At 63.7% G+C, this 22,334-nt stretch carries 19 protein-coding genes and 2 tRNA genes; 13 read left to right on the top strand and 8 right to left on the bottom strand.

The features are described 5' to 3' along the window. Positions 1-11: 11 nt before the first annotated feature. Both CA236_RS03910 and CA236_RS03905 read right to left on the bottom strand, forming a co-directional pair. The gene (locus CA236_RS03910) at positions 12-1,409 is read right to left on the bottom strand and encodes an exopolysaccharide biosynthesis polyprenyl glycosylphosphotransferase (RefSeq protein ID WP_125944616.1); all 1,398 of its coding nucleotides are present in this window, start codon (positions 1,407-1,409) and stop codon (positions 12-14) included. Between the two features lie 556 nt (positions 1,410-1,965). Beyond that, the gene (locus tag CA236_RS03905) at positions 1,966-2,433 is read right to left on the bottom strand and encodes a hypothetical protein (RefSeq protein WP_125944615.1); all 468 of its coding nucleotides are present in this window, start codon (positions 2,431-2,433) and stop codon (positions 1,966-1,968) included. 563 nt (positions 2,434-2,996) lie between these two features. Here CA236_RS03905 and CA236_RS03900 point away from each other — a divergent pair. Both CA236_RS03900 and CA236_RS18935 read left to right on the top strand, forming a co-directional pair. Next, positions 2,997-6,665, top strand: coding sequence for a lamin tail domain-containing protein (locus CA236_RS03900; protein WP_125944614.1), 3,669 nt, complete (start codon positions 2,997-2,999; stop codon positions 6,663-6,665). 130 nt (positions 6,666-6,795) lie between these two features. After that, complete coding sequence (locus tag CA236_RS18935) at positions 6,796-7,179, top strand: LysR substrate-binding domain-containing protein (protein WP_206430504.1); 384 nt, start codon at positions 6,796-6,798, stop codon at positions 7,177-7,179. A gap of 559 nt (positions 7,180-7,738) precedes the next feature. On the opposite strand, the gene CA236_RS03890 is transcribed toward CA236_RS18935, so the two are convergent. The 4 genes from CA236_RS03890 to CA236_RS03875 all read right to left on the bottom strand — a co-directional run bounded on the left by CA236_RS03890 (position 7,739) and on the right by CA236_RS03875 (position 12,115). Beyond that, on the bottom strand, positions 7,739-9,604 hold the full coding sequence (locus CA236_RS03890) for a site-specific integrase (protein WP_125944613.1): 1,866 nt from the start codon (positions 9,602-9,604) through the stop codon (positions 7,739-7,741). Positions 9,605-9,750: 146 nt separating this feature from the next. Continuing rightward, a tRNA-Glu gene (locus tag CA236_RS03885) sits at positions 9,751-9,826 on the bottom strand. A 71-nt stretch (positions 9,827-9,897) separates the two neighbouring features. After that, positions 9,898-11,271, bottom strand: a complete 1,374-nt coding sequence (locus tag CA236_RS03880; RefSeq protein ID WP_125944612.1) for a 3-deoxy-7-phosphoheptulonate synthase class II — start codon at positions 11,269-11,271, stop codon at positions 9,898-9,900. Positions 11,272-11,335: 64 nt separating this feature from the next. Continuing rightward, positions 11,336-12,115 carry an SDR family oxidoreductase gene (locus tag CA236_RS03875; protein WP_046411884.1) on the bottom strand — a complete coding sequence of 260 codons (780 nt, stop codon included), beginning with the start codon at positions 12,113-12,115 and terminating at the stop codon, positions 11,336-11,338. Between the two features lie 119 nt (positions 12,116-12,234). On the opposite strand from CA236_RS03875, the gene CA236_RS03870 reads away from it, so the two are divergent. The 3 genes from CA236_RS03870 to CA236_RS18690 all read left to right on the top strand — a co-directional run bounded on the left by CA236_RS03870 (position 12,235) and on the right by CA236_RS18690 (position 14,844). Beyond that, positions 12,235-12,711, top strand: a complete 477-nt coding sequence (locus CA236_RS03870; protein ID WP_046411152.1) for a transcriptional repressor — start codon at positions 12,235-12,237, stop codon at positions 12,709-12,711. Between the two features lie 61 nt (positions 12,712-12,772). Further along, entirely contained in the window at positions 12,773-14,692 is a 1,920-nt protein-coding gene (dxs, locus tag CA236_RS03865) for a 1-deoxy-D-xylulose-5-phosphate synthase (RefSeq protein ID WP_125944611.1), read from the top strand. After that, positions 14,689-14,844 carry a hypothetical protein gene (locus CA236_RS18690; protein WP_156167287.1) on the top strand — a complete coding sequence of 52 codons (156 nt, stop codon included), beginning with the start codon at positions 14,689-14,691 and terminating at the stop codon, positions 14,842-14,844. The genes dxs and CA236_RS18690 overlap by 4 nt, the downstream gene beginning before the upstream one ends. Before the next feature lie 33 nt (positions 14,845-14,877). On the opposite strand, the gene CA236_RS03860 is transcribed toward CA236_RS18690, so the two are convergent. Further along, complete coding sequence (locus CA236_RS03860; protein ID WP_125944610.1) at positions 14,878-15,543, bottom strand: alpha/beta hydrolase; 666 nt, start codon at positions 15,541-15,543, stop codon at positions 14,878-14,880. 179 nt (positions 15,544-15,722) lie between these two features. Between CA236_RS03860 and CA236_RS03855 the strand changes: the two genes are divergently transcribed. The 5 genes from CA236_RS03855 to proC all read left to right on the top strand — a co-directional run bounded on the left by CA236_RS03855 (position 15,723) and on the right by proC (position 18,748). Beyond that, positions 15,723-16,457: a TlyA family RNA methyltransferase gene (locus CA236_RS03855; RefSeq protein ID WP_125944609.1), complete on the top strand. Its 735-nt coding sequence runs from the start codon at positions 15,723-15,725 to the stop codon at positions 16,455-16,457. Between the two features lie 119 nt (positions 16,458-16,576). Beyond that, positions 16,577-17,098 (top strand): TspO/MBR family protein, encoded by a 522-nt coding sequence (locus CA236_RS03850; RefSeq protein WP_125944861.1) that lies wholly within the window; start codon positions 16,577-16,579, stop codon positions 17,096-17,098. Between the two features lie 24 nt (positions 17,099-17,122). Then, the gene (locus tag CA236_RS03845) at positions 17,123-17,371 is read left to right on the top strand and encodes an accessory factor UbiK family protein (protein ID WP_125944608.1); all 249 of its coding nucleotides are present in this window, start codon (positions 17,123-17,125) and stop codon (positions 17,369-17,371) included. Positions 17,372-17,436: 65 nt separating this feature from the next. Then, a complete protein-coding gene (locus CA236_RS03840) occupies positions 17,437-17,943 on the top strand; it encodes a YbjN domain-containing protein (protein ID WP_186313967.1) in 507 nt (168 codons plus the stop codon). A gap of 7 nt (positions 17,944-17,950) precedes the next feature. Continuing rightward, positions 17,951-18,748, top strand: a complete 798-nt coding sequence (gene proC, locus CA236_RS03835) for a pyrroline-5-carboxylate reductase (protein WP_125944607.1) — start codon at positions 17,951-17,953, stop codon at positions 18,746-18,748. 50 nt (positions 18,749-18,798) lie between these two features. Here proC and CA236_RS03830 read toward each other — a convergent pair whose 3' ends face one another. Then, on the bottom strand, positions 18,799-19,305 hold the full coding sequence (locus tag CA236_RS03830; RefSeq protein ID WP_046411138.1) for a helix-turn-helix domain-containing protein: 507 nt from the start codon (positions 19,303-19,305) through the stop codon (positions 18,799-18,801). Positions 19,306-19,369: 64 nt separating this feature from the next. Between CA236_RS03830 and CA236_RS03825 the strand changes: the two genes are divergently transcribed. The 3 genes from CA236_RS03825 (at position 19,370) to CA236_RS03815 (ending at position 22,240) form a co-directional block, all read left to right on the top strand. Then, on the top strand, positions 19,370-20,461 hold the full coding sequence (locus CA236_RS03825) for a branched-chain amino acid aminotransferase (RefSeq protein WP_046411136.1): 1,092 nt from the start codon (positions 19,370-19,372) through the stop codon (positions 20,459-20,461). A gap of 46 nt (positions 20,462-20,507) precedes the next feature. Continuing rightward, positions 20,508-20,582 (top strand) — tRNA-Gln (locus tag CA236_RS03820). 275 nt (positions 20,583-20,857) lie between these two features. Further along, positions 20,858-22,240: a hypothetical protein gene (locus CA236_RS03815; protein ID WP_164518840.1), complete on the top strand. Its 1,383-nt coding sequence runs from the start codon at positions 20,858-20,860 to the stop codon at positions 22,238-22,240. Positions 22,241-22,334 lie beyond the last annotated feature (94 nt).

The raw sequence follows: 22,334 nt of genomic DNA, 5'->3' as shown, positions 1-22,334 counted from the left end.
TCCCCGCCTGATCAATATGCGTTGCGGTGCAGCAACACCTTGAAGGTCAGCAGCACGATCTTGATATCGCGCCAGATCGACCAATGCTCTAGATATTCGAGATCGGCCTGAAGCCGGTTGCGCAGGTCGTCCTCGAACGGCGTCGCGCCGCGATAGCCGCGTACCTGGGCAAGCCCGGTCAGGCCAGGCTTGACCGAATGGCGCTGCCAATAGCGGCCATCGACTTCCCAGAACAGCTTTTCAGCGGCACGTGACCCCAGCGCATGGGGGCGCGGACCGACGATGCTCATGTCCCCCTTGAGGACGTTTATGATCTGGGGGAGTTCGTCCAGACTGGTCTTGCGGATCAAGCGGCCTACCCGGGTGATGCGATCATCCTCCCGCGACGCCGATCGGTGACCGGCGCCGTCGCTGCCTTCAACGAACATGCTGCGAAATTTCCAGATGCGGAACATTTCGTTCCTGCACCCGATCCGCACCTGCTTGAACAGGATTGGCCCGGGGCTGTCCAGTTTCACCATCAACGCGATCAGCACCAGCACCGGGAACAGCACCAGTACCGCGGTACCGGACGCGGCAACATCAAACACCCGCTTGATGAAGCGTTCGGCCAAGCCAAGGGGGCCGACCGCGACGATGACCGTCGAGGTATGCTCGTGTATCGAGACACCCAGCGGTGCGAGCCGATCCAGTTCAGGGACGAATATCTCGCTTTGTACATTCGTGCTTTTGAGCGCGCTGGCCCACGCCACCCGTTTTTCCGGTGCACAGGCGATAACGACACGGTCGGCGCTGGCGATGATCCGTGCAAGCCGGTCGTACATGATCGGATCATGTATCTCTGGATCGAACCGATCCTGGATTGCCACAGTGGCCGAGAATTTGCCGGCCGGCAGTGGCGACATCGTATCATGTAATAGCATGACATTGAACGGATTGCCGCCGATGAAATGCCGCAGGTTGGATACGTATCCGTACCGTGCCCCTATTATGAGGACGAAGGTTGCGGCTGCACCGAACAGTATCACCCCTCGCGAGAGGTCCTCGCTCGCCTGAAAGGCAAATGCGACCAGAATGACGGTGCACACCGCCAGCAACAACGCCTTACACCCTCGCGATGCAGCACGGCGGGGACGCCTTAGGCAATCGCTGTTGTAGGCGCGTGCACCGAAGGCGGTAAAGAAATAGACCGGGACCAGCGCGATGATGGTCAGTGCCCATCGGGTTTCCCCGAGCATCAAGGTGCGTCCATATCCCGCAGCGGAGAACCCCAGCACGAGGCACAGCGCGTCAACCAGCAGAAGACCGCCAAATGCGCGATACCGCAGCGCCGCAGCCGAAATCGTCGCCCGTTCCCCCTGCTGCCGCCTGTCTCGACTATGGAACGCGTCCAAGCCCATATTGGTCATTCACCCCGGTCACGGCCTGTAGCTGATAGCTATACCGCTGCCTGTTAAAGGATAACAAATTTTCCGCAGCGCGGCATGAATCATATGTGGCCCCCTGTCAGGACATTGCTGGTGAAACAAGCCGGGCCGGTTGCGAACCCGATATCACGTGCCATATTTTGGCCGATCCATCATGAAGGCTTCTCCACCGCGCAATCTGATCGATTACGCACGAACCGGGGTAAGGGCTTTGCCGCCCAATCGCCGTGACTGGTCGCACTTTATTCGTTGGCCTGCCATTTTCGGATATTCGGAAAGGTCGCAGATAGCGCGGTAACGAAACACGTTCGCCAGTGTCGCTATGATCGTTCGGTGGCGTCGTGAAACATGTGGCATGCGCTTGGTCGAACCCAATGGCGTTCGACACCCAAACCCGGTTGACTGGACAAAAATTCGCGGCTTTCGTCGCTCGATGCCCGGACTTTCCCGATCACTCGAAAGTCGCCGGAAAAGAGCAAAATTCACGGTCGGCAGTCGAGCCGCGTGCCGTGCGTTTGCAACAGCGGAACCGCCCGTATCAGAGCATGGCGAACGCCACGCCAATCGCGCTCCAGCACGATATCGTCGTTCCGAAAAGTATGAGCAGGCGGACACGCGGCGTCAGCTTGCCGGTTGAAGCCGGCGAAACCGGGGGCGTCACCCCGGACGGAAATGGCAGGACATTGTGCGAACCGAACGCAGCCGTCACCGAACCAGGCTGGAGCGGGCAATCAAACACGCAGCCGAATTGACCTGGTTCACACCATAATACTGTCGCTGTGATGCGCCCCACATTGGCAATGCCGACCTCTACCGGCATTCCCGGACCGACATTGCAATCGCCCTGTATCCCGCACCCCTCGCGGGTCAGATCAAGGATCAACACTTCGCTCGGCGGCAGATGGTCGCCGATCCGCAGCACGCCGCGTCGTCCCAATACCATGCGTTCGATATCACGAGCATCGGCATCGGCGGTGCGGGGCAAGCTATAGGCCGGTACCCTCATGCAACTGCATCCCGTACCGGCGTGGCGCCGACGGTTTCGGATTCCCGCACGTCAAGGTAGCCGGGACAGAACGAAACGCTAGCCAACACTTCTGGATCAACGGGCATGACGGTTCCCTGAAAGTCTGGAAAACCTGTACCGGCGCGGCGATTAGGGCCGATTTAAATGACACGGTTAGCAGCACCTTAATCTTTGGGTTCGGGCGGTTACGTCGCACCTTGCCGCAACCATCCGGTCCACCCTGTCCCGAAGACCGCAACGCCATCACACCCCGACTTGCCCGGTGGCCACATCGTAAAACGCAAGGGGCACCCGCATATCCACAGCCACCCCATATTTATCACCAACTTTGTTTTAAAGTCTTGTTGTCACTAAATTGAAACTATACCGATCTATATTTTGCCGTTCAACTAAACGGATGGCGCACTCTAGCCAATTTTGCTGTCCTGGCTTGGTATAAATATTCAATTTAATCTTTATTATGTTTTAACTATACCCTATGGCCGCACAGAATTGATCGGGGCGCTTCTTGTGAAGCCTTCCGCGAAGATGCTTGTCTGCTGATGGGGAATAAGCTGATGGATCTGTCCAATTACGTCCGCGTCGGTCGCTACGATCTGCCGGAGCCGACCCGCACGACCGCCCCTGCCGGCAATCTCCTTGGGCAGGAAGCGTCGGGCGTGACGTATAACTGGGACACCGACACCCTGTTCATCATCGGCGACGGCGGCCGGTCGATTACCGAAGTCAGCAAGACCGGCACCTTGGTCAGCACGATGACCCTGGGAGCCGGCGACAGCCCGCAGGGGACCGCGTTCTACGATCCCGAAGGCATCACCTATATCGGCGGCGGCCAGTTCGTGTTCACCGAAGAGCGCGATCGCAATGCCGTGCTGATCTCATACGAGGCCGGCGCGACGAAAGGTCGCGCGGACGCGCAGGTCGCGAACATCGGCACGTTCGTGAACACTATCGGGCTGGAAGGGCTTACCTTCGATCCGCTGACCGGCGGCTTCATCTTCGTCAAGGAATCCGGCCCGATCGGCGTGTTCCGGACGACGATCGACTTTGGTGCCAACATCGTCAGCAACGGATCGGCTACGACCGCAAATTCGGCCAACCTGTTCGATCCCGCCCTGCTTGGCCTGTCCGATGTGGCGGACGTGTTTGCGCTCTCGAACCTTCCATCGTTCGCCGGCACGCCCGAAGAAGACAATCTGCTGATCATCAGCCAGGAAGAGGGCAAGATCCTGAAGGTCGATCGCGACGGCAACATCCTGGGCGAATTGTTGATCCAGACCGATGCCGGCAACCCGCTGGGCGTGGCCGATCAACAGCATGAAGGCATCACCGTCGATCGCAACGGACTGATCTATATCGTCAATGAAAATGGCGGCGGCGATGCCGACCACCCGCAGATGTGGGTCTATGCACCCGCCGATTATCCCAACGCCGCGCCGACCGGTATCACGCTTGGCAACGCGCTGACGGCGATCGAGGAGAACACGGGCACGTCGTCGCGCGTCAAGGTCGCCGACATCGTGATCGCCGACGACGGCATCGGGGTGAACACGCTCAGCCTGTCCGGCGCCGACGCCGGGTCGTTCGAAGTCGATTCGACCGGCCTGTATCTCAAGGCCGGCACCGTGCTCGATTACGAGACGAAGACCGGGTACGACGTGACCGTATCGGTCGACGACGCGAACGTCGGCGACACCCCGGACGCCAGCGTCGACTATGTGCTCGACGTCACCGATATCGCCAACGAAACCACGGCACCGACGCTGTTCATCTCGGAGGTCGCTCCGTGGTCCAGCGGCAACAGCGCCGTCGCCGCCGACTGGTTCGAAGTCACCAATAACGGCCGCACCGCGATCGACGTCACGGGCTGGCGGATGGACGACAGCTCCGCGCAGTTCGGCAATTCGCGCGCGCTGACCGGGATCACCTCGATCGGTGCGGGCGAGTCCGTGATCTTCTTCGAAACCAGCGATCTGGAAGCGACCAAGGCGGCGTTCATCGCCAACTGGTTCGGCGGCACCGCGCCCGATGGCGTACAGTTCGGCGCCTATACCGGCTCCGGCGTCGGCCTCAGCACCGGCGGCGATCAGGTCAACCTGTACAATTCGACCGGGGAATTGCAGGCGAGCGTCAGCTTCGGCGCCTCGCCCGCCGACAATCCCTATGCGACGTTCAACAACGCGGGCGCGGTCAACAACGCCGAGATCACGACCCTGAGCGAAGCCGGCACCAACGGCGCCGCCGCCGTAACCAATGGCGCGGTGACCGAAATCGGATCGCCCGGCACCGTCGGCCGGCTGTTCGTGTCCGAAGTGGCACCATGGGCCAGCGGCGACAGCCCGGTCGGCGCGGACTGGTTCGAAGTCACCAACACCACCGGCCTTGCCATCGACCTGGCGGGATGGAAGGTCGACGACGCGTCGCAGTCGCCGATCGCCGCCGTCGCGCTGAACGGCGTCGGCAGCATCGGTGCCGGCGAGTCCGTGATCTTCGTCAATGGCGGCGCTGGCGAGGTTCAGGCGTTTGTCGACACCTGGTTCGGCGGCACGCTTCCCGCCGGTATCGAGATCGGCACCTATGACGGTTCGGGCATCGGCCTGAGCACGGGCGGCGATCAGGTCAACCTGTACGACGCTGGCAATACCCTGCGCGCCAGTGTCGTGTTCGGTGCGTCCACCGGGCTGCCATCGCTCGCCACCTTCGACAATTCGGCCGGACTGAACGGCAATGTAAGCCAGCTCAGCACCATCGGCGTGAACGGCGCCTATCAGGTGGTGACCGCGGACGGCACCGAAACCGGATCACCCGGCACGATCCAGACCGTGGTCGACGACAATAATGCCGCGCCGACCGCGATCACGCTCGCCAACGCAATCACCACGATCGACGAGAATAGCGGCACGATCGAACGGGTGAAGCTCGCCGATGTCGTGGTTACCGACGATGGCCGGGGTGGTAACGCGCTGGCCTTCACCGGCAGTGATGCGGCCTTTTTCGAAGTCGACGCGACCGGCCTGTATCTCAAGGCCGGCACGACCCTCGATTTCGAAACCCGGGCAAGCTACGCGGTCAGCGTCACCGTCGATGATCCGACGGTGGGCGGCACGCCCGATGCCAGCGTCGATTTCGTGCTCGGCGTCAACGACATCGTCGATGAAGGCACCGGCCCCGCGATCCGCATCACCGAAGTCGCACCATGGGCCAGCGGCGACAGCCCGGTCGGGTTCGACTGGTTCGAGATCACCAATTTCTCGGACGCCGCCGTCGATGTCGCTGGCTGGCGCGTTGATGACAGTTCGAACAGCTTCGCATCGTCGGTTGCGCTGAACGGCGTCGGCAGCGTGGCGGCCGGGCAATCGGTCCTCTTCCTCAATACCGCCGATCTGGCACAGGGCAGCGCCGCCTTCATCGACACCTGGTTCGGCGGACAGGCGCCGCAGGGCATTGTCTTTGGCAGCTATGACGGTTCGGGTATCGGCCTGAGCACGGGCGGCGACGCCATCAACCTGTTCAACGCCGCCGGCGACGTCATGGCCAATGTCGCCTTTGGCGTGGCGACCGGCGCACCGGCGCTGGCGACCTTCGACAATGCCGATGGCCTGAACAATGTGTTGCTGACGAACCTGGCGGTTGCCGGTCAGGATGGCGCGTTCCGCATCGACAATGGCGGGGGCAACACCGAAACCGGCTCGCCGGGCTATATCGCCCGGTCGCTGATTACCGGCGACGATGGCAACAACACGCTCACCGGCACCGTCCTCGACGACACCCTGCTGGGCGGCGCGGGCAACGACATGCTGTCGGGCCTTGGCGGCAATGACTGGATCGTCGGCGGTGCCGGGTCCGACACGCTGCGCGGCGGCGAAGGCAGTGACGCCTTCTTCTTTGCGCAAGCCGACAATGGTGCATCGACCGCGCGCGCCGTCAGGAAGACCGTCGACCGCATCGTCGATTTCTCGTCCGAAGACGTCCTTGTCACCGATGTCGCGCTGTTCGACAGCAACAGCAATGACGTGATCACCTTTGGCAGCAATCGGGTGCTCGACCTGACCGGCGGCGGACAGGTGAATATCACCGGTGCGGCGGGCAAGCGGGTTACCGCGGTCGAGTTCGACGGCATCTGGCGCGACGAAGCGACCGGGATCGATCATTACGTCTACAGCCTGGTCGGCTCTGCGGCCGGTGTGTCGACGCTGGATATGTTCGGCTAAAGCGTATCGGCAGCTATTTGCGGGAATTCAAGCGTGCGGACGCTGGGCAGTTACACCGCCGCCGCGCAGACGCTGTCGATCTTGCCCTCGGCGGTAAGTAAGAGCGTCCAGCGGCTTGAGAAGCAGCTCGGTGACTGCGGAAGGCCGCGAGCTCCACGATCGAGCGGTCCGGCTGCTGCGCGACGCGGAGGAGATCGGGCAGGTGGCGGCGTCAACGCGTTCGGAGCCGTCGGGCAGTTTGCGGATCGCGGCCTCACTGCCAATTGGGGTGCGTGTGATCGCGCCGGCGCTCCCTGCGTTCCGTCGCCAATACCCGAAGCTGTCAATCGGTCCGCGGCTGAGCGACCGCTTCGTGAACATCGTTGACGAGGGCATCGACATCGCCGTTCGTATCGGCGACCTTGCGGACTCGCGGCTCTTGTCGCGCAAGCTGGCGCCGGTGCAGCTCTGCTGCTTCGCCTTACCTCGCCGAGCGCGGGGTACCGACGCACCCGGACGACCTCGCAAATCATGATACAGTTACTCTTCGTTACCAGAGCACGGGACAGCCGCTACGCTGGCCGTTTCGGATCGGGGGCAAGGTGGTCGAGGTCGTTCCACCCTCTACGCTGACCGTGGACGTCAGCGATGCCCTTGTTGCCATACTCGCCGCCGTGCCGGCATGGGCATGGGCGCTACCTTCGTCACGGCGCCATACGTCAAGCGAGGAGAACTGGTCCCGGTGCTAGAGGACTTCGCGGTGGAGCGAAATAATATCATTGCGCTCTAGCCAGAGAGCCGCCGGGTCAACCCAGCGGTGCGCGCGGCGCTCGGTATGCTGGAGGAAGCGTTCACGAGCCGCAGTTAGTAGCCGGCTGCCAAGCTATGGCGGTGTCAGCTCTGCCCTCACCCGAGATGAATGAGTGACCGGCATGGGAAAGCGACGAAGCTCATCTGAACCGCCGCTTGTGGGTCATCGATGTCGGCTGGGGTGATTGGCCGAAGTGCAGGTTGCTACATGGCTCTTGCATGCAATTATCGGCGAATGACGTCTAAGCTTGTCGGATTCGTCCCATCTTTGTGACGAATTGCAGTTAGCTGTGCTTCTTGATTATTCGAAACCGCTGCAGCCGCTTATGTGCACACAGTACGACATCGTCCCACGGAACGCTTCGGAATTCGAGGCGATCAAGATCGGCTTTCAACGTTTCAGTCGGCGATCCTTGACCGTAACGGCCACCGACCGATACCGGAGCATGGCCGGTAAGCTGGTCGAGGCTTTGATTGTCGATCTTGAGCCGCCGCCCTTCACGCTTCATCGTATGACGGGTCGAATAGAACGACTTGTCCGGTTCATGGATGCCGAGCTTGCGCAAAGCATCGTTGATCCGGCGCGACAGATACTTGTAGCGGTCGCCGTATTTGTCAGCCTCGAGATCGTCGAACAGCCATTCTGCAACACAGTCACGCTGCAAGCGCGCGAATTCTGCGAAGCCTGCTTCCAACAAGATCCAGTGGATTGGGACGTCGCGAACTGAGCTGCGCGTCTTCTGCCGTCGGGGGCGGGTCTCGCTGGTCGAAGCAGCGGTAGGACGGATCCGGCGATCGCGGCGGAACCGCATGACCCATTCGCCATCGTCCTGAACGATTTCGGTGGGTTTCAGTTTGCAATGTTCGCCTGGGCGCGATCCGTGGAACGGTGCCAGGAACAGGACCCAGAACATCGTGTCGTCGCAGGCGTCCGGGTCGGTCATCAATGGCGAGGCGTAAATCCTGCGCATGTCCTCGTCAGAGAAGTGATCGCGCTCGTCACCTTCCCAAGCCGCACCCTCGACCGAGATGCCTTGCGCCGGATTGCTGGAAATCCACCCGGCGTCTTTGGCCACGCTCAAGATCGCTCGGAGCGCAGTCAATTGCTTTCCCACGGTCGGCGGGGATAGCGTTGGCAAGGCTTTCGCGTGCGCCAGGGCGATCTGCTCAGTGAGCGGCAAGGCGCTGACAGCCTTCTTCGGGCGGAACGGCAATTGCTCGACCAAGGAGATGAAAGTCCGCACCATCGCGGGCGTAATTGCTTCGATCGCGCTGGTGCTGCTGAGTTCCTCGAAACGTGCAATTGCCTTGGCGAACTCGTCGGCTGTTTTATCCTTGCCCGTAATCCGCTTGCGCCGGCGCCAGAGATCGAAAGCTTCCGAAAGCGTGTGATGGCTGTTCGGGACTAGGGCGGAGGTCGTTGCAAAAAGTGCCGGCGACGCCTCGGTTGAAGTTGGGACGGGTGAGTTGGTGGTCGGCGGAATGACAACGGGGCGCAGTGCTTCGCGGATACCAACCGGCCAAGATGCGAACGTGTGCTCCGCCAATCGGCTCAGGTAGGCGTGCGCAATGCGGTCATAGCTGGCCTTGGTGGACAGATCGATGGCCGGGACCAAATACGGCAGATAGCTGATGGCAAAGTGGAGCGGCTCGTAAACGCCGCGTGCCAGCAACTCGCGTGCGAGTTCCTGATAGACGATGCCGCTGGTCGCAGCGTTGCTTTCGAGGATTTCAGCGCGAAGTTGAAACCGCCTGCGTTCCTCATCGTCATCGATCGACGGGATTTCCGGTGGCTCCGGGTCTAGCAGGCTCGTCCAGACTTCGCCGAGATGCTGCCGTTCCACGGCCTGGGCATGGGCGTTGCTCCACGACGACCGGACGATCGACGCTAGTTTCTGCAATTCACTGGCTACCGCAAGATCCATCGATCGGGAAAAGCTGGCCAGCTTGTTCAAAGCCTCATCGACCAGCACATCAGCGGACTGCTGGGCTTGCTGCGTCAAGAGCATTCGCAGCCGAATCACCTCGCCCTTGTAATGCGAGCTCCAAGCAGCGCGCCGCTGTGCGGCAAGGTTGGGTTCGGCTGTGCTAAGCGAGTGCTGCCACGACGTCTTGCCGGCAAGGTGACGAATGTCCTTCGGGACGTCCATCCGGAACCATGCGTTTCGCGAGGTTGCACGCTTGTGTGAATGACTCATTCTACGCCCCATTCGTAGCACCCTTTCGTAGCATCGGGCGCCTAATGAAGCATTGATTTTTGCCGTTTTCCGTCGAACTCCGCGACTTAGCGACGAAGTGGTGACCCCTACGGGACTCGAACCCGTGTTTTCGCCGTGAGAGGGCGACGTCCTAGACCGCTAGACGAAGGGGCCGTGCAAGCGGGAGCGGCGCCTCTACGGGGGTCGCGGCGGGTCGTCAACCCACCGCGACATCCTTTTTCATTTCAGGCGGCTGCCTTGCGGCGCTCCGCCATCTCCGCGTTAAGCATTTCGGCGAGCAGGAAGGCCATCTCCAGGCTCTGCCCCGCGTTGAGGCGCGGGTCGCAATGCGTGTGGTAGCGGTCAGCCAGCGTCTGTTCGGTGACGTCGACGGCGCCGCCAGTGCATTCGGTGACGTTCTGCCCGGTCATTTCGGCGTGGATGCCGCCGGCGTGCGTCCCCTCTGCGCGGTGAACCGCGAAGAAGCCGCGGACCTCGGCCAGGATCCGCTCGAACGGGCGGGTCTTGTAGCCGTTCGCTGCCTTCACGACGTTGCCGTGCATCGGATCGCAGCTCCAGACCACCGGATGCCCTTCGCGCGTGACGGCGCGCAGCAGCTTGGGGAAGGCCGCCTCGATCTTGTCATGGCCGTAGCGGGTGATCAGCGTCATGCGGCCGGGGATGCGGCCGGGATTGAGCGTGTCGAGCAGGCGCAGCAGCACGTCGGGCTCCAACGTCGGTCCGCACTTCACGCCGATCGGATTGCCGATCCCGCGGAGGAACTCGACGTGCGCCGAGCCCTCGAACCGGGTGCGATCGCCGATCCACAGGAAGTGCGCGGACGTATCGTACCAGTCGCCGGTTAGCGAATCCTGCCGGGTCATCGCCTCCTCATAAGGAAGCAGCAGCGCCTCATGGCTGGTGTAGAAGCTTGTCTGCGCGAGCTGGGGCACGGTTTCGGGATCGATGCCGCACGCCGCCATGAAATCGAGCGCCTCGCCGATGCGATCGGCGGTTTCGGCATATTTCGCCGCCCACGGGCTGCGACCCATGTAATCCAGTGTCCAGCGATGCACCTGCGCGAGATTGGCGTAACCGCCCTGCGCGAAGGCGCGCAGCAGGTTCAGCGTCGCGGCGGACTGGGCATAGCCCTGCACCATGCGCTTCGGATCAGGGGTGCGAGATTCCGGGGTGAAGCCGATGTCGTTGACGTTGTCGCCGCGATAGCTGGGCAATTCGACGCCATCGATCGTTTCCGTCGGGGCGGAGCGCGGCTTCGCAAACTGGCCGGCCATGCGGCCGAGCTTCACCACCGGCAGCTTCGAGGCATAGGTGAGGACCACCGCCATCTGTAGGATGACGCGGAACGTGTCGCGGATGTTGTTGGGATGAAACTCGGCGAAGCTTTCCGCGCAATCGCCGCCCTGCAGCAGGAAGGCGTCGCCGGCCGCGACACGCGCGAGCTCAGCGGTCAGATTGCGCGCTTCGCCGGCAAAGACGAGCGGGGGGAAGCTGCGCAGCGTATCGGTCGCGGCGGTCAGCGCGGACTGATCGGGGTAGTCGGGGATTTGGCGAGCCTCGTGAGAGGTCCAGCTATGAGGGGCCCAATTGGAGGCCATGGCAATTTTCCTTTCGGCGCGCGGCCATGCAAGAAAATGTCGCAGCGCGCAAACAAGCTGTACTTTATAGCACGCCCGGGTAGGCGCCGCCATCGATCAGGAGGCTCTGCCCGGTGATAAAGCCGGCGCGATCCGAGCATAAAAAGGCGCAGGCTGCGCCAAATTCGGCCGGATCGCCGAACCTCTTGGCCGGGATGCGATCGCGGCTGCGCGCCTCTGCCGTCTCGACATCGATCGACTGCGATCTGGCGGCGAAGTTCATGACGGCGGGCAAGCGGCGGGTGGCGAACAGGCCGGGGAGGAGGAAGTTGATCGTGACATTGGCGCTCGCCACTTCGCGCGCGACGCCGGCGAGGAAGCCGGTCAGCCCGATGCGCGCGCCGCTGGAAAGATCAAGGCCGCCGGCGGGCGCCTTCACTGACCCGGAGGTGATGCACACGATGCGGCCGAAGCGCCGTTCGATCATCCCGTCGACGACCTGTTGAACGAGGCGGATGGGCGTGACCATATTGGCATCGAGCCCGGCGTGGATCGCAGCCTCGTCAAGATCGCGGAAACCGCGCGGGGGCGGGCCGCCGTTGTTGTTGACGAGAATGTCTGGCCGACCGGCGGCGGCGACCAGATCGGCCTGCACCGCCGGATCACCGATGTCGCCGGCGATGGCGATCACCTCCACGCCGGCATCCTGCCGCAGCTTCGCGGCTGCTTGCTCGACCGCATCGGCATCGCGGCCGTTGATGACGAGACGGCAGCCGGCGCGGGCAAGTTCCTGCGCGCAGGCGAAGCCCAGCCCTTGGCTGGACGCGCAGACGATGGCGGTTTTGCCGGACAGGCCAAGATCCATGAACATTCTCCCGATCGAGGCCGGATCATAGGGGAGAGAGGCAGGCGGCGTCACCATCGCAAGGGCGCGGGCGGTATCGCGTGCTTGCTGCGCGGTGCACGCCTGCCTAAATCCAGATCATGGCGCATGCTCATCACGATCATCACGAACCGCAGGGTGCAGACCTGGCCGAGGCAGCCCAGGCAACGTTGGAACGTGCCGGGGAGCAATGGACCGCGATGCGCGCCAGCGTGTTTGGCGCGCTGGCCGGGTTCGATAAGCCGGCGAGCGCCTATGATATCGCCGACGCCGTTTCCAAGGCGGAGGGGCGGCGCGTTGCCGCCAACAGCGTGTACCGCATCCTGGATCTGTTCGTCGGAACGAACCTGGCCCGCAAGGTGGAGAGCGCCAACGCCTATGTCGCCAATGCGCACCCCGATTGCCTGCATGACTGCATTTTCCTGGTGTGCGATTCGTGCGGGCAGACGACTCATCTTGACGATGACCGCCTGACCGGCGGGGTCCGCGACGCGGCCTCTGCCGCTGGCTTTTCACCGGTGCGCCCGGTGATCGAGGTGCGCGGCCGCTGCGCCGCCTGCGCCGGTACCGCCCGATGATCGACGTGGCAGGAATCCGTACCATTCGACACGATCCAACCGCTGGGGTAAGCGCCGCACGATGACCGATCTGCCTCAGACGCCGTTGCTCGATACCGTTTCGACGCCGGCCGACCTTCGAAAGTTGGCCCCTGAACAGCTTCGCCAACTTGCCGACGAACTGCGGGCCGAGACGATCTCCGCGGTTGGCTCCACGGGCGGGCACCTTGGTTCGGGGCTGGGCGTGGTCGAGCTGACGACCGCGATCCACTATGTGTTCGATACGCCGCGCGACCGCCTGATCTGGGACGTCGGGCACCAATGCTATCCGCACAAGATCCTGACCGGGCGGCGTGACCGTATCCGCACGCTGCGGCAGGGCGGCGGCCTTTCCGGCTTCACCAAGCGCAGCGAGAGCGAATACGATCCGTTCGGCGCGGCGCACAGTTCCACCTCGATCTCGGCCGCGCTTGGCTTTGCCATCGCCAACAAGCTGGCCGACCAGCCGGGCAAGGCGATCGCGGTGATCGGCGACGGCGCGATGTCCGCCGGCATGGCCTATGAGGCGATGAACAACGCCGAGGCCGCAGGCAACCGGCTGGTCGTGATCCTGAACGACAATGACATGTCGATCGCGCCGCCGGTCGGCGGGCTGTCGGCCTATTTGTCGCGCATCGTTTCCAGCCGCGAATTCCTGTCGGTGCGCGAGTTGATGAAGAAGCTGGCGCGGCGTCTGCCGCGGCCGTTTCACAATGCAGCGCGCAAGACCGACGAATTCGCCCGCGGCATGACGATGGGCGGCACGCTGTTCGAGGAGCTGGGCTTTTACTACGTCGGCCCGATCGACGGGCATAATCTGGAACACCTCATCCCGGTGCTCGAGAATGTGCGCGACGCGGAGGAAGGCCCGATCCTGGTCCATGTCGTGACGAAGAAGGGCAAGGGCTATGCCCCGGCCGAGGCGGCATCCGACAAATATCACGGTGTGCAGAAGTTCGACGTGGTGACTGGCGCGCAGGCGAAGGCGCCGCCGGGGCCGCCGGCCTATCAGAACGTGTTCGGCGACGCGCTGGCCAATGAGGCGGATCGCGACCCGCGGGTCTGCGCGATCACCGCGGCCATGCCGTCGGGCACTGGGGTCGATCGCTTCGCGCAGCGCCATCCCGACCGCGCGTTCGACGTCGGCATAGCCGAACAGCATGGCGTGACCTTCGCCGCTGGCCTTGCGGCGCAGGGCATGCGCCCGTTCTGCGCGATCTATTCGACGTTCCTGCAGCGCGCCTATGACCAGGTGGTCCATGACGTTGCGATCCAGAACCTGCCGGTTCGCTTTGCCATCGACCGTGCCGGGCTGGTCGGTGCCGATGGCGCGACCCATGCCGGATCGTTCGACATCACCTATCTGGCGAGCTTGCCCAATTTCGTGGTGATGGCTGCGGCGGACGAGGCCGAGCTGGTCCATATGGTCCATACCTGTGTCGAGCATGATTCCGGCCCGATCGCGGTGCGATATCCGCGCGGCAACGGCACCGGCGTGCCGCTGCCCGAGACCCCCGAACTGCTGGAGATCGGCAAGGGCCGCATCGTGCGCGAGGGCAAGACGGTGGCGATCCTGTCGCTCGGCACCCGGTTGGCCGAGGCGCTGAAGGCGGCGGACCAGCTGGAGGCCAAGGGCCTGTCGACGACGGTCGCCGATCTTCGCTTTGCCAAGCCGCTGGACGAGGCGATGATCCGTCGCCTGCTGTCCAGCCACGAAGTTGCCGTGACAATCGAGGAAGGATCGGTCGGCGGGCTGGGCGCGCATGTCCTGACCATGGCATCCGACGAGGGGCTGATCGACGGCGGGCTGAAGCTGCGCACGCTGCGCCTGCCGGACGTCTTCCAGGATCAGGATACGCCGCAGGCGCAATATGCCGCGGCCGGGCTTGATGCCGAAGGGGTCGTCGGAACCGTGCTGAAGGCGCTGCGCTGGAACGAAACCGGCGCCGCTGTGGGCGCGTGAGCGGCTGGACCAAGGTCATCCTCGCCACTGCCATATTGGTGGTGGCGATGGCGGGCTTCAATCTCGCGCTGTGGCGCCGCCTGAAGGAAGCGCGGCGGATCGCGGCGTTGCGCGCCGAACAGGAAAGCGACGAGGCGCTGCCACCTTCCTGATCGCGTCGTGGCCGGTGGCCTCGACCATCTGCCTCAGTTGCGTGCCTCATGCGCAGTGTAATCATGCGGGCGGGCGAGGATCGCGCGGGCATCGCCGGGCGCCCTGACTTCGCCATGCGGCCCGCCGGCGGCCTCTATCACTCGGTCGAGCAGGGCCTGACCCTCGGGCCACCAGCCAAGTCCGCTGGCCGCGTTGAGATGGCCTTGTGCGCCAGCATCGACGAAGTAACTGCCCCAATCCGCCGCCAGGCTGTGCGCACGCTCGATCGAGACCCAGGGATCGTCGGTGCTCGCAACCAGGATCGAGGGGAAGGGCAGGGGGATTCGGGGTGCGGGGGCGAAGGTGTTCAGCTCCGCCGGTGCGCCCTCGCGATCCACGTCGGCAGGCGCGACGAGCAGGGCGCCCGCCACTGGCCATCCATAGGGTTGCGGGCTGAGCGACGCCCACCAGGCGATAGCCTGGCATCCCAGGCTATGCCCGACCAGGATGACGGGGGCCTGCGCGCTGGAGATTGCCTGGTCGAGCTTCGTCACCCAGGCGTTGCGATGCGGGGTATCCCACATGCCGAGATCGACACGGTGCGTGTCGAGGCGGCCTTGTTCCCAAAGAGTCTGCCAATGCGCCGGACCCGAATTGCCGAGGCCGGGAACCGTAAGGACGGTTGGCGGCCGCGCGATGCTGGACGAAAAATGGCCCATGATGGTGCTCCTGTCCGTCGGGGCGAGGCCGCGGTGCCAGTGCTCTAGGGGGACGCCCGGCATCGCGACCTCGACCTCTTTCTATATCCTATCAAATCCATGGGCAATGACTCAGTTCCGCCACAAGGTCGGATCGAGCAGCGCTTGCGACGAAGCGATCGGGGGGCGATAGGGCCGGCATGGCAAAGTCTCGCGTAGATCAGATGCTCGTCGATCGCGGCCTCGCCGAATCGCGCACCCGTGCGCAGGCGCTGATCATGGCCGGGCTGGTCTATGTCGGTGATCGCAAGGTGGAGAAGCCGGGGCAAAGCTTCGCAGAGGATGTGACGCTCGACGTGCGCGGCCGGGACCATCCCTGGGTATCGCGCGGCGGCATCAAGCTGGCGCATGGGCTTGACCATTTCGGCTGGGACGTGACGGGCGCGGTCGCCATCGATGTGGGATCATCCACCGGCGGCTTCACCGACGTGCTGCTGAGTCGCGGTGCGGCGCGCGTGTATGCGGTCGACAGCGGCACCAACCAGCTTGCCTGGAAGCTGCGGCAGGACCCGCGCGTGATCGTTCATGAACAGACCAGCGCGCGCATCCTGACCGATGCACATATTCCCGAGCCGGTCGACCTGATCGTGTGCGACGCGAGCTTCATCGGCATTGCCAAGGTGCTGGAGGTGTCGCTGCGCTTCGCCAAGCCCGCCGCCCGCGCGCTGACGCTGGTGAAGCCGCAGTTCGAGGCGGGCCGCGAGGAAGTGGGGAAGGGCGGCGTGGTGCGCGACCCGACCGTTCACCGGCGCGTCTGCGACGAGGTGGCGGCCTGGTTCGAAACGCAGGGGTGGCGTGTCGAAGGCGTGAGCGAAAGTCCGATCACCGGGCCGGAAGGGAATGTGGAGTTCCTGCTCGCGGCTGTCCGCAATTGAGGCACTTGCGCGATTGATGATGATCGTGCGCGGTTTACGATCGCTGCGGGCCATGGTTAGGCGACGCAAAACGCCGCGGAGGAAATGTGGGGGCATTAGCGTCCAAGAGCCAGTTGCGCATGTCGTTCGTGCGATGGGCGCTCGTATGTGTCCCGCTGATCATGCTGCTGGGCTTTCTGTCGGGGCGCAGTGTCCCTTCGGGTGATCAGAACCTGTGGTATCAGGCGCTGGAGAAACCGGCGGTGACGCCGCCGGGCTGGGTGTTCCCGGTCGCCTGGACGACGCTCTATATTCTGCTCGGACTTGCGCTTGCTGCGATCCTGAACGCGCGCGGGGCACGGCGACGGGCGGCTGCGGTGGGGCTGTTCGCGGCTCAATTTGCGCTGAACCTTGCCTGGACTCCGCTGTTCTTTGGTGCGCATCGGGTTGGCGCCGCGTTGCTGGTGATCACGGTGATGCTGCTGCTGGCGATCGCCACCACCGTTGCCTTTGCCCGGATCCGCAAGGCGGCGGCGTGGATGATGGTCCCCTATCTGGTGTGGCTGAGCTTTGCCGCGGTGCTGACGTGGCGGATCGATCAGCTCAACCCCGACGCGGAAACCCTTGTGCCGAGCGCCCGAACCTCCCAAGTCATTGGTTGATTCTCTACCGAAAGGCTTTGGCACATGCAGTCCGAAAACCGGCTGTTCGATGATCTGGCGAAATTGGTGAACGGCGCGGCCGGGACGTTGGTGGGTGTAGGGCGCGAGGCGCAGTCCGGCGCGCGGGAGCGAGCGCGCGAGTGGATCGGCGGCCTGGACTTCGTCAGCCGTGACGAGTTCGAGGCGGTGAAGGCGATGGCGGTTGCGGCACGTGACGAGGCCGATGCGCTTCGCGCGCGACTGGATGCACTGGAAGCGCGCCAGAACGGCTGATCTATCCACAACTGTCTGCGGCGCGTGCTTTGCGTTGCGGGGCTAACCCGTGCGATAAGATGGTGATGCTCGACGAAGCCGATCACGATCACGAACCCGAAGCCCCGCTGGACATGCTCGAAAACTATTTCTCGGCGCATGGCTGGTCGTACGACCGCCATGACGACGAGATCAGCGCGAGCGTGAAGGGCAGCTGGACCGAATATGAGCTTCGCGCCCTGTGGCGCGAAGAAGATGGCGTGTTGCAGTTCCTGGCGTTTCCGGACGTGAAGGTCGCGGAACATGCGCGCGCAGCGGTGTACGAGACGATCGGCCTCGCCAATGAACAGCTGTGGCTGGGCCATTTCGAGATGTGGTCGTCCAGCGGGATCCTGCTGTACCGCCATGCCGCGGTGGTCGATCAGACCGAGGAGGAGGCGACGCTGTCGCTCAACGCGGCGCAAGTGTTGGTGGAAACCGCGATCGACGAATGCGAGCGCTTCTATCCGGTGTTCCAGTTCGTCCTGTGGGGCGGGAAATCGCCGCGCGACGCCATTGCGGCGGCGCTGATCGAAACGCAGGGCGAGGCCTGAGCCGGTCATGAGCCTTCCCAGTTCCTTGTGGTTGATCGGTTGCGGCAACATGGGTGGCGCGATGCTGCGCGGCTGGATCGCGCAGGGCTTGCCGCCATCCGCGATCACCGTTGTCGATCCTGGCGCGCCTGACGTACCGGCGGGGGTACGGATTCTCGCCGCGCCGCCGCAGGAGTCTGCGCCGGAGGTGATCGTGCTCGCCGTCAAGCCGCAGCTGCTGGACTCGGTCGCCCCGTCGATCGCGAGCATCCGCCCCGCGATCCTCCTGTCCATCCTGGCGGGCGTTGAGGAATCGGCGCTGGCGGCGCGCATCGCGGCGGGCACGATCGTGCGTGCCATGCCCAACCTGCCGGTGGCGATTGGCAAGGGAGTGACGGCGCTTCATGCGACGTTCACCGACCAGCCGGTTCGAGACACCGCGGAGGCGCTGATCCGTCCGCTCGGTCAGGTCGAATGGATCGCCGACGAGGCGCTTTTTGACGCGGTCACTGCCCTTTCGGGTTGCGGTCCGGGGTTCGTGTTCCGGTTCATCGACGCGCTGGCCTCGGCGGGCGAGCGACTGGGCCTGCCGCGCGAGCAGGCCGCGCGCCTCGCGCTCGCCACAGTCGAAGGGTCAGCAGCGATGGCGGCGGGCGCGGACGTCAGCCCGGCGGTGCTTGCCGATCGGGTGGCGAGTCCCGGCGGGTCGACGCGCGAGGGGCTCAATGTCCTCGATCGTGACGCGGCGCTCAATCACCTGCTGGAAGCGACGCTGAGCGCGAGCTTCGAACGGAACCGGGAATTGGCCGCGGCGGCGCGCGGCTGATCTGACGAGCCGACATCCACCGGCCGCTGTTCGGCGGCCGGGGCGACGGCTCAGCCGCGCAGTGCGTCGATCCGGGGACGCTCTTCTTCGGGGATCAACCCTTGCAGGACCGCCCAGAACCCGCCCACGGCACCCTGGCCAGCCTCCAGATAGGCGGCAGCGAGCCGTTCGCGCAGCGCGTCGTACAGCCCGGCCTCGAACGCTTCACCTTCCTTGGTGAGGCGCAGGAGTCGTTGGCGGCGGTCCCGCTCGCCAGGCCGCGCCTCGACATAGCCACGCTCGGTCAATTCGCTCAGCACGCGGCCGAGCGACTGTTTGGTGATCCCCAGCAGCGCGAGCAGATCGGAGACCGCCATGTCGGGCTTCCGGGCGATGAAGTAGAGCGCGCGATGGTGCGCCCGTCCGAGGCCGTGACGCGCCAGGCCGCGATCGATCGACCGCGTGATATGGGCGCTTCCGAAGTACAGCAGCTCGATACCGCGGCGAATTTCAGGCTCGCGCAGGAAGAGCGGAGAGGCGGAGGACGTCGGGGCAGCCATGTTGACCGGCATTGCCATCGGGCCTACCCGACCGCAACCCCGTCAACGGCGCGGTTGTTGCGCCTGCCAGGAGCTTTTTTCCGTGCCGACGCCTGCGCAATTCGCCTTTGAACCCAATTCCTCGCCGATCCCGGCGTCCGAACGCACCGCCCAGATCAGCGACCCGGCGTTTGGCCGCGTCTTCACCGATCATATGGCGGTGGTGCGCTGGAGCGAAGCGAAAGGGTGGCATGATGCGAAGATCACCGCACGCACCACGCTGTCGGTCGATCCGGCAACCGCGGTGCTTCATTATGCGCAGGAGATCTTCGAAGGGCTGAAGGCCTATCGTCATGATGACGGGTCCTTCGCGCTGTTCCGTCCCGCCGCCAATGCCGCGCGGTTCCGCGATTCCGCCCGCCGCATGGCGATGCCCGAGCTGCCCGACGATCTGTTCATCGGTTCGATCGAGGCGTTGGTAAAGACCGATGCCGACTGGTTCCCGGCGGTGGAGGGCGGGTCGCTGTACCTGCGGCCGTTCATGATCGCGAGCGAGGTGTTCCTGGGCGTGAAGCCGGCCGGGGAGTATCTGTACATGGTGCTGGCGTCGGCCGCCGGATCCTATTGGAAGGGCGGCGTCCGGCCGATCTCGCTGTGGGTGAGCCATGATTATTCGCGTGCCGCACCTGGCGGCACCGGCGCTGCCAAGTGCGGCGGAAATTACGCCACCAGCCTCGTCGCGCAGCAGGAGGCAATCCGCCGCGGATGCGACCAGGTGGTGTTCCTCGATGCGACGGAACGCCGCTGGATCGAGGAACTGGGCGGCATGAACATCTTCTTCGTGTTCGACGACGGCTCGATCCAGACGCCGCCGCTGACGGGAACGATCCTGCCGGGCATCACGCGCAACTCGATTCTCCAGCTTGCCCGTGACGCGGGGCTCACCGTACGTGAGGAGCTGTATTCGATCGATCAATGGCGTGCGGATGCGGACAGCGGGCGGCTGGTCGAAAGCTTCGCCTGCGGTACCGCGGCCGTCGTGACCCCGATCGGGCAGGTCTCCGGGCCCGATTATGCGTTCACCATCGGCTCGGGCGGCACGGGGCAGATTACGCAGCGGTTCCTCGACAGCCTGACCGCCATCCAGCGCGGCCGCGCGCCTGATCCGCACAATTGGCTGCATCCGATCGCCTAAGGCCATTGCACTTCGCGCGCGCCCGTTATAGGCGCCCGCGTTCTGCTGGGGCGTCGCCAAGTGGTAAGGCACCGGTTTTTGGTACCGGCATTCGCAGGTTCGAATCCTGCCGCCCCAGCCAATTTGCACTTAAGGACTTGATCTCGCTGGCTTCTTGCTTGTGAGACGGAACGATTGTGCCATCGACTGTGCCAATCGTCTGTCCGGAAGGTCGGATGCTCTGTGGCCTCGGTCCAGCATGTCTATCGGCGCGGCGCCATTTTCTGGTGGCGGCGCTGTCTCCCTTTGTTCTCATCTCGGAAACTTGATATACGTTTATCCCTGCGCACGGCCGATCGGCAGGAGGCACGGGAAAGAGGCGCCGCGCTGACCGCCGCGACGCGGGAGGTGGTAAGGATGGTGGAGGACCGCGTAAGGGCGGCGGACGCGCGCCCGACCGAAGACGAGCTCCAGGCAATGGCCAGGCAGGCGTACGCGGAGAAGCTGGCGCAGTTCTGCGATGATCAAAGAGCTTACCCGCATCATGCGGTCGATCATGAGCGCGCCAACCGAACGTGGGCCGATTATTACGACCGGCTCGTCCGCAACGGCGGCCATGCAGCAATGCTGGATGGTGAGGAACAGGCGTGGCGGATGATGGGCTGGGACGCGCAGCGGGTCGCCAATCTGCGCGTCGCGATCGCGCACGTCGAAGAGGGAAATCCGCCGATCTCACGGCGCTTCGTCGATCATTACCTTCGCGAATTCGGATACGAGCCGCATAATGGCCTGCGCCGCATGGTCGAGCGGGCACTCCATCCGGCCTATCGCGACGCCTGTCTTGAGGCCGAGCGACGCCGGCGGGGCGCGATCGAGCCGGCTTCGGCATCGCCTTACGCGGAGCCTGCTCAAGCCAGTGCGACCGCGACGGCCGTAGACCGATCATCGGCCGACCAGGGGGCGTATTTCAGCGACTTTATCGAGGCGGCGATCGCCGCCTTGGTCGCCAATGAACGATGGGATGGGAAATCGGGACGTCAGGCGCGCAGTACCATCGCCCTGTTCGAACTGCTGATCGGTCGCAAGAAGCTGGGGGCTTATCATCAGGATGACCTGACCGCGTTCATGAAAAAGCTCCGGTTCGTGCCCAAGCAGTACGACATGACGAGGGCCGAAAGTCGTAAAAGCATCCTCAACCATGTGGCAGCGGGGGAGGCGGCGGCGGAGAAGGCTGATGGCAAACCTATTGCCGGCGAACGGTCAAACCGGACACGGAACCGACACCTTTCGAGCCTTGCCGCGATCGTTCGCTGGGGCATTACCAACAAGAAGGGCAAGCCTGACATCACGTTCGACAAGCAGTTCGCGATCGTATCCAAGCGCAAGCGCGCTCGATCGGAACGTCCGGCAACCTCCAAGGACGATGTGGCAGCGCTCTTCGCCATGCCGACGTGGACGGGCTCGCAGCCTCATCGTGGCGGTACTGGCGCAGCCGTCTTGAGAGCACGCGTTACGCCTGGAGATGCGATCGTCCATGATGCGTTCTATTGGGTGCCACTTCTCCTCTACTATACCGGTGCCCGGCGGGAGGAAATCTGTAAGTTATGCCCGGGTGACGTGAAGCTGGCTCCCATTCCGCATATCTTCATCGACTTTACGGATTTTGGTCGCATCAAGAACGACCAATCGGTTCGCCCTGTGCCATTGCATCGCGAATTGGTTCGTCTGGGTTTCCTTCAGTTCGTTGAGGAATGCCGAAAGCGGGGATGTTCCCCGTCAGCGCCAATGGCACAGATTTGAGGTTGTGAATTAAGGAGTGTTGGGGCTTCGTCGTAGTGACGAAGGAACGAAGATGAAGCCCCAACACTCCTTGAAAAAATCGCCTGCCAAGGCC

The sequence above is a fragment of the Sphingomonas sp. ABOLG genome (genome assembly GCF_003950435.1).
GTDB classification, from domain to species: Bacteria; Pseudomonadota; Alphaproteobacteria; order Sphingomonadales; family Sphingomonadaceae; genus Sphingomonas; species Sphingomonas panaciterrae.
This window is presented reverse-complemented; position numbering and strand designations above follow the sequence as displayed.

Excerpts from the sequence above, each read along its gene's own strand:
- CA236_RS03910 (WP_125944616.1), bottom strand. The coding sequence starts at position 1,409 with ATGACCAATATGGGCTTGGACGCGTTCCATAGTCGAGACAGGCGGCAG.
- CA236_RS03905 (WP_125944615.1), bottom strand. The coding sequence starts at position 2,433 with ATGAGGGTACCGGCCTATAGCTTGCCCCGCACCGCCGATGCCGATGCT.
- CA236_RS03900 (WP_125944614.1), top strand. The coding sequence starts at position 2,997 with ATGGGGAATAAGCTGATGGATCTGTCCAATTACGTCCGCGTCGGTCGC.
- CA236_RS03890 (WP_125944613.1), bottom strand. The coding sequence starts at position 9,604 with ATGGACGTCCCGAAGGACATTCGTCACCTTGCCGGCAAGACGTCGTGG.
- CA236_RS03880 (WP_125944612.1), bottom strand. The coding sequence starts at position 11,271 with ATGGCCTCCAATTGGGCCCCTCATAGCTGGACCTCTCACGAGGCTCGC.
- CA236_RS03875 (WP_046411884.1), bottom strand. The coding sequence starts at position 12,115 with ATGGATCTTGGCCTGTCCGGCAAAACCGCCATCGTCTGCGCGTCCAGC.
- CA236_RS03870 (WP_046411152.1), top strand. The coding sequence starts at position 12,235 with ATGGCGCATGCTCATCACGATCATCACGAACCGCAGGGTGCAGACCTG.
- dxs (WP_125944611.1), top strand. The coding sequence starts at position 12,773 with ATGACCGATCTGCCTCAGACGCCGTTGCTCGATACCGTTTCGACGCCG.
- CA236_RS03860 (WP_125944610.1), bottom strand. The coding sequence starts at position 15,543 with ATGGGCCATTTTTCGTCCAGCATCGCGCGGCCGCCAACCGTCCTTACG.
- CA236_RS03855 (WP_125944609.1), top strand. The coding sequence starts at position 15,723 with ATGGCAAAGTCTCGCGTAGATCAGATGCTCGTCGATCGCGGCCTCGCC.
- CA236_RS03850 (WP_125944861.1), top strand. The coding sequence starts at position 16,577 with ATGTCGTTCGTGCGATGGGCGCTCGTATGTGTCCCGCTGATCATGCTG.
- CA236_RS03845 (WP_125944608.1), top strand. The coding sequence starts at position 17,123 with ATGCAGTCCGAAAACCGGCTGTTCGATGATCTGGCGAAATTGGTGAAC.
- CA236_RS03840 (WP_186313967.1), top strand. The coding sequence starts at position 17,437 with ATGCTCGACGAAGCCGATCACGATCACGAACCCGAAGCCCCGCTGGAC.
- proC (WP_125944607.1), top strand. The coding sequence starts at position 17,951 with ATGAGCCTTCCCAGTTCCTTGTGGTTGATCGGTTGCGGCAACATGGGT.
- CA236_RS03830 (WP_046411138.1), bottom strand. The coding sequence starts at position 19,305 with ATGGCAATGCCGGTCAACATGGCTGCCCCGACGTCCTCCGCCTCTCCG.
- CA236_RS03815 (WP_164518840.1), top strand. The coding sequence starts at position 20,858 with ATGGTGGAGGACCGCGTAAGGGCGGCGGACGCGCGCCCGACCGAAGAC.